General features: G+C 35.6%; 1 protein-coding gene. It reads right to left on the minus strand.

Translation table 11 applies throughout. The annotated features are described in order from the left end of the window. Window positions 1-257: 257 nt before the first annotated feature. Window positions 258-14,081 carry a Calx-beta domain-containing protein gene (locus BM296_RS18765; protein WP_091905658.1) on the minus strand — a complete coding sequence of 4,608 codons (13,824 nt, stop codon included), beginning with the start codon at window positions 14,079-14,081 and terminating at the stop codon, window positions 258-260. Between the last annotated feature and the right edge of the window lie 452 nt (window positions 14,082-14,533).

The raw sequence follows: 14,533 nt of genomic DNA on the forward strand, positions 1-14,533 counted from the left end.
TGTTAATGTATAAGTAGGTTATCTTATTATTTACAAACTTAATTGCTCTTTTGAAGGATATGAAAAATAACGGCTGACACCCCATATTATTCGTTCTGAAACAGCATTTTCGTTCAATTGATGTGTTTTTCGGACGAACTAAATTGAGAATCTAAAAGACTTGTGTATAGTAGTTTATGTCAAAAAAAATGCTGGTAGAGAAGAAAAAAAACCTCACCATATTTATGATGAGGCATTTTCAATTATATATTTCAATTTTAATTAGTACCTAGGTAGATATACCCATTAAATGGTTCTAAAATAGTACCTGTATTTTTATCGGTAGCAGTAATAATATAATAATATGTACCTGTTGGCAACATACCAGATTGTCCAAAAGAACCATCGGGAGATTCACCGCCCCAGTCATTTTGATAATCTTGAACCTCAGCAATTTTAGTACCCCAACGGTTAAAAATCATAACATCAAAACTAAAGGCACAATACTCTACACCTTTTATTTCAAAGAAATCATTAACACCATCGCCATTCGCTGTAACTGCTTTAGAGATAATAATATCACCTCTTCCGCATGGTACACATTCTGTATCTACAATTACGGTAAAGTCAACATAGTACTTACAAGTGCCTTCGGTAGAACTGTAGGCAATTTTATACTCGCCAGGCTCATGGTTCATAGGGTCAAAATAGTTTTGCTCTAATACTACATCGCCTTCAAGAATCATAAATGTACCATTGCGATCAAAATCGACAGGTAAATAATTTAACAAGTCAATTCGCTCTTCTTCAATACAAATATTAATAGTAATTTCTTGTAATTGTGGTTGAAGAACAAATATGATCTGTTCAAAAGAAGCTGTGTTTCCACAAGAGTCAGTTACGTTCCAAGACCTAATAATCATGTAATCATCAGAATCATCTGCTTGTTGTCTTTCTTCATTAAATACAACATCAAAATTACCACACCCACCTGTAAATAACATTTCTGGAACCTCAGGTATATCATCACCACAAATAATGGTAATCTCACTCTCGTAAGGCTGACTCATAATTGGTCCTGTAGGTTCTACAGTAATTACTTGTGTATGTTCTGTAGTATTACCGGCACAATCAGTAGCGGTCCATGTTCTGGTTACCGTATAACCAAGAGCGCAGTTTTCATCATTTGTAATTGTTTCTTCAAAAGTTACTTCAATATCCGGCTCACAAGAATCAGATGCCGTCAGTGTAGCAGCATCTGGCACCATATTACATTCTACCGTCATATCTTGTGGTAGCGCCTCTGTAAATGTCGGTGCAACTGTATCTTCTATGGTTATTACTTGAGTATGTGTACGTACATTACCAACACAATCAGTAATAGTCCATGTTCTAGTAATCGTATATTCTGTTGCACATTCATCATCTTGACCTTGAATCAATTCTTCTAAATCAACTGTAATGGCACAAGTGCTATCTGAAGTAATTACAAAAGCATCAGGAATTGAATCACAAGCCTCCATAGTTTCATCTATTGGCCAACCTTCATTACCATCATTATCGATAATGGTTACGGTAGCAATATTGTCTGATAAAATACCTACGATAGGACTTGATATGTTCTCAAGAATTACATTGAACGTTTCTGAATCTTCAATAATAATATCATCAATAATCGGAATAACGATTGTCTGAGTATTAGAATTTGTGCCGCCAAACGTCAAGGTTTGTGTATTACGAGGAACACCAGTGTAATCGCTCCCTTCTATTGTAGAGCCATCTATAGTATAGTATTCTACAGTAAATTCATCTTGAACTTGAGCATTTAGTACCACATTAAGAGTAACGGTACCAGCGTCTTCATTTACCTCGATCGAAGTAGTATCAAACTGCACACCATATAATGACGGGTCACTATCGTTATCAATAATGTTTACCGTTGCCGTATCATTTGCAAGAATACCAACAATAGGAGTAGAGATGTTCTCCAAAATTACTTGGAAATCTTCTGTGTACTCAATTAATACATCATCGATAATCGGAATAACGATTGTCTGTGTATTGGAATTTGTTCCACCAAATGTCAAAGTCTGCGTATTTTGAGGAACACCGGTATAATCACTACCTTCTATGGTAGTACCGTCAACCGTATAATATTCTACCGTAAACTCATCTTGAACTTGCGCATTAAGAACAACATCAAGAGAAACTGTACCCGAATCTTCGTTTACATCAATTGAAGTAAAATCAAATTGTACTCCGTAAAGTGATGGATCGCTATCATTATCAATAATGTTTACCGTTGCCGTATCATTTGCAAGAATACCAACAATAGGAGAAGAAATATTTTCCAAAATTACTTGGAAGTTCTCTGTATACTCAATTAACACATCATCTATAATAGGAATAACTATTGTCTGCGTATTGGAATTTGTTCCACCAAATGTCAAAGTCTGCGTATTTTGAAGAATACCGGTATAATCACTACCTTCTAAAGTAGTTACATCAACCGTATAATATTCTACCGTAAACTCATCTTGAACTTGCGCGTTAAGGACAACATCAAGAGAAACCGTACCTGCATCTTCGTTTACATCAACTGAAGTAACATCAAAAGCAACACCGTAAACCGATGGGTCAGCATCGTTATCGATAATGTTTACCGTTGCCGTATCATTGGCAAGAATACCAACAATAGGAGAAGAAATATTTTCAAGAATTACTTCAAAATTCTCGGTAAATTCAATCAAGACATCATCAATAATTGGAATAACTATAGTTTGTGTATTGGAATTTGTTCCGCCAAATGTCAAAGTCTGTGTGTTTTGAGGAACACCGGTATAGTCACTACCTTCTATAGTAGTACCATCAACGGTATAATATTCTACCGTAAACTCATCTTGAACTTGCGCATTTAGAACTACATCAAGAGAAACAGTACCTGCATCTTCATTAACGTCAACAGAAGTAACATCAAACTGAACACCATACAGTGATGGGTCACTATCGTTATCTGTAATATTAATTACCCCTTGATTGTCATTAATGGCAATTAAAGTAGTAGACAGGTTAGAAAGATCCACAAATAGACTTTCAGTAAATTCTATTAGAGAATCATCAATTATACTTATCGTAATAGGGTGTATTTCACCATCTGTACCGGCAAATGTTAACTGACCTGAATTAGTGGAATAATCACCAGGTGCTATTGCAGAATCATTAGTAGTCGTATAATCTAAAGTGAATCCGCCTTGTACGTTTCCGGTCAATAAAACATTGATAGTTGCCGTACCCGCAGCTTCATCAACAGTAATATCATCATTTTCAAATGAAATACCAGTAACACCAGGTATGTTATCATTATCTGTGATATTGATATTACCTTGGTTATCGTTTATGGCAATTAACGTGGTAGACAGGTTAGATAGGTCTACAAACAATCTTTCCGTTGCTTCAATAACATTATCATCTATGATTGTAACTGTAACGGGATGAATTTCCCCATCTGTACCAGCAAAAGTCAGTTGACCTGCATCGGTAGTATAATCGCTAGGTTGAACAGCAGTATCATCATTGGTGGTATAGTCTAAAGTGAATCCGCCTTGAACATTACCAGTTAATAATACATTTATTGTAGCTGTACCTGCAGCTTCATCAACGGTTATATCATCATTTTCGAATGAAATACCGGAAACACCAGGTATGTTATCATTATCCGTGATATTGATATTACCTTGATTATCGTTAATACCTATTAATGTGGTAGATAAATTTGATAAGTTAACCAAAAGCGCTTCAGTCGCTTCGATAAAATTATCATCGATAATGGTAACCGTAATAGGTTGCAATTCTCCATCGGTTCCAGCGAAGGTCAATTGACCTGAGTTGCCAGTATAATCGCCTGGAGCTATTGCAGAACCATCTGCTGTAGCAAAATCTACAGTAAATCCGCCAGGTACATTACCGGTTAATTGAACATTAATAGTTGCTGTACCCGCAGCTTCATCAACAGTTATATTATCATTTTCAAACGCTATACCTGTTGTGCCAGGTATATTGTCATTATCTGTGATATTGATATTACCTTGATTATCATTAATGGCAATCAATGTTGTAGACAAGTTAGAAAGATCTATAAATAGTCGTTCTGTTGTTTCAATTAAATTATCATCAATAATACTTACCGTAATTGGATGAATTTCACCATCTGTACCATTAAATGTTAACTGACCTATACTTGTGGTGTAATCTCCTGGTTGTACAGCAGTATCATCAGTAGAAGTATAATCAAGGGTAAATCCGCTTTGAACATTTCCGGTTAGTAAAACATTTATTGTGGCCGTACCTGCAGCTTCATCTACAATGATATTATCATTTTCAAATGAAATTCCGGTTGTACCAGGTATGTTGTCATTATCGGTAATATTGATATTACCTTGATTGTCGTTTATCGCTATTAACGTAGTCGACAAGTTTGATAAATCTATAAATAGTCTTTCAGTAGCTTCAATACTATTATCATCTATAATGGATACGGTTATAGGTTGTAATTCTCCATCTGTACCAGCGAAAGTCAGTTGCCCTATATTGGTGGTATAATCACCTGGTTGAACCGCAGAATCATCAGTTGTCGTATAATCTAAGGTGAACCCACCTTGAACGTTTCCGGTTAGCAATACATTAATAGTTGCAGTACCCGCTGCCTCATCAACAGTGATGTCATCATTTTGGAATGAGATACCTGTTGTACCCGGTATGTTATCATTATCGGTGATATTGATATTGCCTTGGTTATCGTTGATAACGATTAAGGTTGTAGATAGGTTAGAGATGTCTATAAATAAACGCTCGGTAGCTTCAATACTATTATCATCTATAATTGTAACGGTGATAGGTTGTAGCTCACCATCATTACCATTGAAAGTTAATTGTCCGCTAATAGGCGTGTAATCCCCAGGATGTACCGCTGTATCATCACTAGTAGTATAATCTAAAGTGAATCCACCAGGAACATTACCAGTTAATTGAACATTGATAGTTGCTGTGCCTGCTGCTTCGTCTACCGTAATATTATCATTTTCGAAAGCAATACCCGTTGTGCCCGGTATGTTATCGTTATCGGTGATATTAACGTTTGCTTGATTATCGTTTATGCTAATCAATGTGGTTGAAAGGTTAGAAAGATTTACGAATAATCTCTCTATAGTCTCAATTGCGCTATCGTCAATAATTGTGACGGTAATAGGTTGTAATTCACCATCTGTACCAGCAAAAGTCAATTGACCTGCACTAGTTGTATAATCACTTGGTTGAAGAGCTGTATCATCACTAGTAGTATAATCTAAGGTGAAACCACCTTGTACATCACCGGTCAATAATACATTAACCGTTACAGTCCCCGCTGCCTCATCTACGGTAATATCATCATTTTGGAAAGTTATACCCGTACCTGCAACATTATCATTATCTGTAATATTGATGTTCCCTTGAGTGTCATTAATGGCAATCAAAGTAGTTGATAGGTTAGATAGATTAACAAACAACCTTTCCGTAGCTTCAATAACAGAATCATCAATTATTAATACGGTCACAGGGTGAATTTCTCCATCATTTCCAGCGAAAGTCAATTGACCAGACGTTGAGGTATAATCCCCAGGCTGTATAGCAGTATCGTCATCAGTAGCATAATCTAACGTAAATCCGCCTTGTACGTTCCCAGTCAGTAATACATTGATAGTGGCCGTACCTGCTGCTTCATCTACTGTAATATCATCATTTTCAAATGAAATACCTGTTGTACCTGGTATATTATCATTATCGTTGATGTTGATGTTTCCTTGATTGTCGTTAATGGTAATCAATGAAGTGGATAGGTTAGAAAGATTTACAAATAATCTTTCTGTAGCCTCTATAATGGTATCATCATTAATAGTAACGGTTACAGGTTGTACTTCGCCATCAGTACCTGCGAAAGTTAATTGACCGGTATTACTAATATAATCACCAGGTTCAATTGCAGAATCGTCTGCTGTAGCGTAGTCTAATGTGAATCCGCCTTGAACATTTCCAGTTAGTAGAACATTTATAGTAGCTGTACCATCTGCTTCATTAATGGTAATATCATCGTTTTGGAAAGAGATACCTGTACCCGCCAAGCTATCATTATCTGTGATATTGATATTCCCTTGATTGTCGTTAATAGCAATCAAAATAGTTGATAGATTAGAAAGGTCAACAAATAAACCTTCGGTTACCTCAATAATACTATCATCTATAATTGAAACAGTTATAGGGAGTATTTCTCCGTCAGTACCTACAAAGGTTAATTGACCATTGTTTGAAGTATAATCATCTGGTTGAATTGCAGTATTGTCAGAAGTTGCAAAGTCTAAAGTGAATCCGCCTTGAACATTACCGGTTAGCAAAACATTTATTGTAGCTGTACCTTCTGCCTCGTCAATAGTAATATTATCATTTTGGAACGATATACCAGTTGTTCCCGGTATGTTATCATTGTCATTAATAGTACCTGTAGCAGTATTTGTTGGTTGCGCATCAAAGAAACCAACGTTTATATTAGACTGTATATTAGACAAGGTAATAGTAAAATCTTCTACTGGTTCAATTATATTATCATCAATAATTGGCACATCTATGTTTACAGAATTGGTAGTGCTGTCGAAAGTTACTGTACCTGTAAAAGTAGTATAATCTCCAGGTTCAATTGCAGTGCCATTAGCCGTTGCATAGTCTACGGTTACCGTTTCTCCTGGTGCAATGTTACCGGTGAACGTAGCTACAAATCTAGCGTAGGTATCAGTACCTTCGGTAACAATAACATTATCGTCAGCAAAAGATACACCCGTACTACCTGAAACATTATCGTTATCGGTAATAGTCGCTACTCCCTCATTGTCATTAATGGAAGGAGTATTGGTTCCACTTGATAATTGTACTAATAACTGCTCTGTAGTTTCTATTAAGTTATCATCATTAATAGTTATAGTAACTAGTCTGATTTCATTATTTGTTCCTGAAAAAGAAACAGTGTTTGAAGTAGAAACGTAATCGCCTGGTTGTATAGCCGTATCATCTGCAGTAGTATAATTTAAGGTAAAACCACCAGAAACAGAACCTGTATGGGTTATTTCAAGAACGGCAGTGCCAGCGTCTTCATTAACAGTAACATCATTGATACTAATACCAATTGGATTGCCATTTTCACTTACATAAATATACTGAGTATGGCTTGTGCTATTACCTGCGCAATCATTCGTTGTCCAATTTCTAACTATAGTATATGAAGTACTTGTATTATCACCAATATATGTTTCGTTGAAAATAACTGTTGAATTAGAATCACAATTATCATTTGCAGAAAGTATTGGCGCTACAGGAATATTATCATGAGCTGCATATGAATCTTGCGGTAGAGACTCATTAAAAGTTGGCGCTTTATCATCTTCTATAGTGATTACTTGAGTGAAAGTAGAACTTACCCTACCACAAGCATCTGTAAATGTCCAAGTATTGGTATATGTACCCTCTGTAGTACAAGCTCCAGATTGTACAAAGCTACCAGCTGTTTTATTCAATGTGAAATTACAAGAAGCCGATGCAGGAACTAAAGAATTTGCATTATTTAGCCCAGCGATATCATCACAAGAAATTGTTCTATCTAAGGCATTTGGTGCAGTAGACCAATTTACCTGTGGTGGTTGCTGCACATCAATTACCGTTGGTGTATGTGTACCGATACCACAAGAATCTGTAGAGGAAGAGCTATTGGTAGTAATAGTATCTCCATTGGTAACACCACTATAAGTTGCAGTCGCTTGTAATTCAAAACTTGCTGTACAAGCTGTCTCTAAAAAATAACATGCCTCAATAATTTCTATATCAAAATCAATATCATAATTTTCACCCATATTGGTAAAACCATCTTGAGCTGTAAAGGTTAAGGTTCTAGTAGTTGGGTCATATGAATGTGTTACACCAGAAGGTAATGTTCCAACCCCAGAGAAATCAGCTTCAATTGGTAAAATAGTAGTTATTTCAAGGTCTTGAATATCATCGTTACCAGTATTGGAAACATTTAAAGTTAATGGTACAATATCACCAGCATTAAAAGGACCAGTAGTATTTGCATTTAAACTTAAGGCACCTAAACTTGGGTAGTAGACATCAACGCTCATACCCATTAAATAAAGACCGTAAGATTCTTGATCCGTTGTAATTTTAAAACGGGCAAAAGTTTGATCGTTATCTATATATCTATTAGCTGTATTTGCTAAAGGAAACACAGTAGCATCAAAACCTAAGGTATTGGTACTGGCAGCATTTCTATCCACATAATTTAATCCATCTATGGTAATTCGGCTATTGAAGAAGTTATCTTCATCCCTTAATGTAGTAGAAAGTTTAGACCAATTGTTGCTAGCGTCGTAAATTAATAGCTGATCACCAGTAAGGTCGCGGTCACCTTCTAAAGCACCTAACATTACATTAGCATTAATATTCCCGTTTGGTATAGTCTCGAAACCGCTAAAGTTAAACTCGGTTTCACCAGCACCATCAGAAGCAAAAGTATGTACATACCCATCGTATAATGTAATGTTCTTAGGGTCTAATGAAACATTTTCATAGACAAAAACAATTTGCCATCCACCGGAAGTACCAGTTACATTTGCAATACCATGAGAGCGTAAATCTCTCTCAGTAGCTTTTACGTTACCAACTTGGTAAGAACCAAAAGGAGTTGAAAGCGCATTGATATCATCAGTAATATCTTTAATACAAACGTATGGGTCATTTTGGAAATGATCATTACGACCTCTATAGATAACCTCATCTGCAGAAACTGTTGTGTATGAAGATTGACCAGGCAACATCAATTTTACTTGATTATAGTTCCAAGTCGGCTCTGTAGCACCACCACCTGTTGTGCCGTCATATTCCTTATCAGCGGCTGCCCAATATAAATATGCTTTCTTAATATTTAAACAACTTAAAGAAGGCTCTGGGTTGGCTAAATTTGAATTGGTAGAGTTGAACGTAGTTGGATCGGAATCAATATCAACAAACACATTGTTATTGAAATCATGGTTACCAGCTTCACCGTTATAATTACCCGTTGCGTTTCTAGAAAGTACATTGTTGGCAATCATGGTGAAATCTCCATTGATACTACCAGAATAACGAATTTCAAAATCCTTTTTAAGGTTAGTATCATTTACAAAGATGTTTACAACAGCTTCGTCTTCAGAACCATTGGAATCAACTATTTTATATCTAAACGAGTCGTTTCCGTTGAATGAAGGACTAGGTTGATATTCAAAATAATCATCTGTAGCATCAGTAGGAGTTCCATTATTTCTAAGAGTTACCGTACCGTTTATTGGGTTGTTAACTATCTGTAAAGGATTAGTCGATGCTGGTCCGTCAAAACCATAATCATCGTTTGCAAGAACAGTAATATTTGCAGAAGCCTGATTTTGGAATACTACAAAAGAGTCATCTACAGCTGTTGGTAGGTGATTAATATCGGTAATATTTCCTAATGCAGTTGGGTTAGATGCCGTAATTAAATTTGGAGAAATTGAAGTTATGGTAATACGTAATGATTCATTTCCTTCAATTATAGCATCTTGAATAATATTTACAGGAACCTGTAATACTTCTCCTGTTGTACCTGAAAAGTTTAGAGTACCAGTTTGAGATGCAACTGAGTAATCGCTACCCGCTGTTGTGGTATTATCTGTAATTTCATATGAAGCTGTAAATCCGCCATTTATAGGATTACCGGTATAGGTAGCTTCAAAATTTGCAGTAACATTAAATTCATCTTCTGTAAAACCTGTAACAGCAATACTACCAGAATCATCATTGGTTATAATTCCAATAGCATCGGTATTCGTAATGTTTATTTCAGGAATGGAAGGGTTGGCAATTACAATGCTTAAATTCTCATTATTTTCAATGAAATCATCACCAATAATATTTATTTGCACTGAACGTACTTCGTTATCTACACCTGTAAAATTCAATACTCCAGTAGCAGAAGCTACCGTGTAATCGATACCTTCAGAAGTTGTAATATCTACAATTGAATAGTCCACCGTAAAACCACCAGTTACCCTATCACCGCTATAAGTAACATCAAAATTAATTGCATTGGTTTGCTCTACAATAGTAAATCCGGTAACAGAAAGAGAACCGCCATCATCATCTGTAATGATTCCAGTTGCTTGGTTGTTCAATAAGTTGATGCCTACAGAAGAACGTATGGCCACAAGATTTACAAAGAAATCTTCTTCATTTTCAATGGTGTTGTCACTAATAATAGGAACAACAATATTTCCTGTCTTAATAGCATTGGTAAAAGTCAATGTTTGTACAGTTGGGCTAGGTGTAAAATCTGTTGCATTTGCAGCAGTACCATTATTTACAAAGTAATCTACCTCAATAGTTTCACCAGTGTCAATATCGCCATTAAATTCAACTACGAATGTTGCATTAACATTGTCCTCTGGATCTCCTTCACTTAAAGTAACAGTAGCGTTCTGAAAATCAATTCCGCTAGTTGGGGTGTTGTCATTATCGGTAATTGTACCAGTACCTGTTGGGTCTACTATATTTATTAGCGTAGTAGATAGGTTTGATAATTGAATATTTAAGTCTTCTGTTGCTTCAATAAAAGTATCTTCTAAAATATTAACGGAAACCGATTGCTGGCTACCATTTGTAGTACCAGCTGGAAAAGTTAATTGACCAGTTGACAAAGCAATATTGTAATCTTTGCCAGATGTGGCAGTACCATCTGTTATGCTATAATCTACAGTGAAACTAGACTGTACTTCATTTCCATTATAAGTGATTAAGAAATTTGTACTGCCAGCAGACTCATTTACAGAGAAGTCAGAAGCACTTAAACCTGTTGTAGCGGTTTTAATATCATTATCTGTAATAGTACCAATTGCGGTAGCATCAACTAGATTAATTAATGTTGTTGAAAGGTTGGATAATTGAAAGTTGAGATTTTCATTGCTTTCAATTATGCTATCATCCACTATATTAAGACTAACATTTTGCTGATCTCCAGTAGTAGTTCCGGCAGGAAAGGTTATTTGACCAGATAGGGTAGGAGCTCCGCTAAAATCTGTACTAGCATTTGCAGTACCATCAGTAATATTATAGTCTACCGTAAATGAGTTTTGTAAATCAGCACCATTATAGGTTATTACAAAATTAGTAGTACCAATAGCTTCATCAACTGTAAAATCAGCAACCGATAAACCTGTTGTAGCGGTTTTAGTATCATTATCTATAATAGTACCAATACCGTTAGGATCTACTAAGTTGATAAGTGTCGTTGAAAGATTGGATAATTCAATATTTAAGGTTTCACTACCTTCTATGATAAGGTCGTCAATGATGTCTACGTTTACCAATTGAGTGGCACCATTAGTAGTTCCGTTAGGAAATGTTACTTGTCCAGTAAGAACCGCATTATAATCAGTACCGGAGATTGCAGTTCCGTTAGTAATTGTATAGTCAACAGTAAAACCGGTTTTTACATTACCTCCATTATAGCTAATAATAAAATTAGACGACGCAGTAGATTCGTTGAAATTAATATCTGCAACAGATAGTCCTGTAGTAGGGCTAGTGTCATTATCTATTATTGTACCTGTGGCATCGGCATCTACAATACTTAAAAGACTATTTGAAATATTTGATATCTGCACTGTTAAGCTTTCATCACCTTCAATAACCGTATCATCTGTAATAGCCAATAATATAGGTCGTGTATCGCCATTTGCAGTACCTGCAGGGAAAGTTACCTGACCGGTAAGGTTTACATTATAATCTGAAGTTGAGGTAGTGGTAACATCAGTTATGATATAATCTACCGTAAAGGCATTTTGAACAGTAGGTCCTGTATACGTCAACACAAAATTTACCGTACCAATATTTTCGTTTACAGAAAAATCGGCAATGGATACTCCGTCACCTGCTGTAGGTAAATTTATATTTGTTATTGTACCTGTTGCTGTATCCGTTATGTTACCGGCATTGGTAGAACCATTGGTCATACCTAGGGTAAAAGTCTCATCTCCTTCAATAATAGAGTCGTCAAGTGCAGGTATTAAAATACTTGTGTTTAATGTATTACTTGGAACCGTAAAGCTAGATAAAGCTGTATAGTCAGTAGGTAGGGTAGTAATATCAGTATACAATAAATCAAAAGTTACCACCTCATTCACTGCATGTGAAAGTGTAACGGCAAAATCTAAGTCTGTTCCTTCTGCGGTAGATGCATCTGCAATTGCCACATTGGGTCTAATAAAAAGATCCACTTCGTTAGTATAAGTATATGGAGTACATAAGTTTTCACTATCAAATGCACCGAAACGATATTGGTTTCCACTATCTGTACTAGAAATAGTAGTCAAAACTAAAGCAGTAGTATTTGCACCTGAGTATATTCCTCCATTTGAAATAGCAGTCCAAGTAGTACCATTATCCGCACTAACTTCCCATTGGTAAGTAAGTCCAGTTCCATTAACGGCTGTTGTATATGTTACGGTGTCGCCTAAATTTGCAACTTTATCAGTTGGTTGTAATGTTATACTAACTGTTTGAAAAGCCGTAGTTACTTTACTATCTGTACCAGTATAGCCACCTTGACCAATAACTAGTCCAGTTGAATTAACAGATAAAGGAGAAGTGCCTAAGTATCCGTCATCATCTGGATCAGAATGACCAGCTTCTACAGCATCAGGACATCCATCGTTATCAGAATCGGAATCTAAACTATCTATGATTGTATCTCTGTCAGAATCTCCACTACCTTCGTTAATATCTGTAATTCCATCATTATCATCATCCTCATCTACTAAATCGTTAACTCCGTCAAAATCGGTATCTAAATCATCATCTGTAATGGTAATTTCCCCTTCATTAGCAACAAAAACAATGTTTTGAGGAACAAAGTTGGTCATTGCATTCGCATCTGGTGAGTAAGACGGCACCACCGTGAAATATTCAGTAGACTCAATAACGGTATCATCTATTATACTAAAATTACGTTGAAAATTTTGACCGTTAGAACCGTTGAAATTTAAGAATCCTGTATTAGAGTCATAATCTGAAGGTTGGGTTGCCGTATGGTCTGCAGTAGCATAATTAATTCTAAAATTGTCTTGAACCTCACCACTTAGAGTAAAAACTATTCTAGCATTACCTACCGATTCTAATTCTGTTGTATTACTTAAATTAATAGTAGCGACATCATTGTCGTGAATACGTAATGCAGAATTTTCAGTATTGATACTCACCCTAGATGGTGTAGCACCATATTTTGTAGTTTCTGCAGCATTTCTTGATTTAACGCCCCAAAATTCTTCAGATGGTTCAACTATAGTATTGTCAATAGTAGGTATAGGAATAATTATTTCTGTACCTGCAATAGAACCTGTCGGGAAAGTAACTGTGGTATTGAACGAATTAAAATCTGATCCATCACTAGCTGAACTTGTGGAACCAGGATTGGTTTCAATCGAAAAGTCTACATTATAGGCATCTTCAATACCAACATATTGTTGACCACCAGAATTAATACCATTAGACAAGGTTAAGGCATACTGTATTTCTCCACCTTCTGTAATATCATAATTGCTACCAATAACATAGGCAACATCGGTATCTATAACTGTACCTATACCCGTAGCATCTGAAAATGAATATGTACTAGATGGATCACTTAACGTAAGAGTAAACTCTTGTTGAGTTGCTTCTACCCAATCATCATTCAATGCTGCAACGGTAAAAGTAGAGGTTGTATTGAAAAAGAAATCGAGGGTTATCGAAGTAGCTCCAGAATAATCAGCAGCTATTGCAGTACCATCTGTATAGATTACGTCAAATGTATAGTTACCTAAAAGCGGACTGCTAGAAGTAACTGTAAATGTCATATTAGACCCTTCGTTCGCACTTGCGTCAGAAATAGAAAAGGTCTGTGCCAATACATCTGTAGATCCAAAAAAGAACCACATGACAAATAACAACATTGTCGATTTTATGAAAGTAGAATTCTTCATTATTGATTCTTTGTATTAGTTGAAAATGTACTGTTTGAAATATTTGAATATCGATTAACTATCTTCTGTTGAGAAAAGTCAATGTTGGCTGAAAACATGTTTTTTACAATAGTAGAGGTAAGGTCAATTTGGGAACCACTGTTTTCTTTCTTACACGGATTAATTATATGATTGATTCCAAAACAAAATGAGGATGTCTCATACAATCTATATATAGGATATGTAGCTTTTTGATTTCTGTATTGGGGGAGAATACTTTTAGAAGTGTAAATTGACTTCATATTAATGGTTAAGTTTAATTCTTTATTTTATTACTTAACCTTACTTAAAATGAATGCAATTTTTTGCAAAGCATTATCGATTAGCAGGTTAAGAAAAATTTTTTGAACAGATTTGGGATCTAATTCGAATACAAAATTAGCGCCTATCTGTCCAAAATCTAAATTTTATAG

It is taken from the genome of Maribacter stanieri, from assembly GCF_900112245.1.
Classification (GTDB): Bacteria; Bacteroidota; Bacteroidia; order Flavobacteriales; family Flavobacteriaceae; genus Maribacter; species Maribacter stanieri.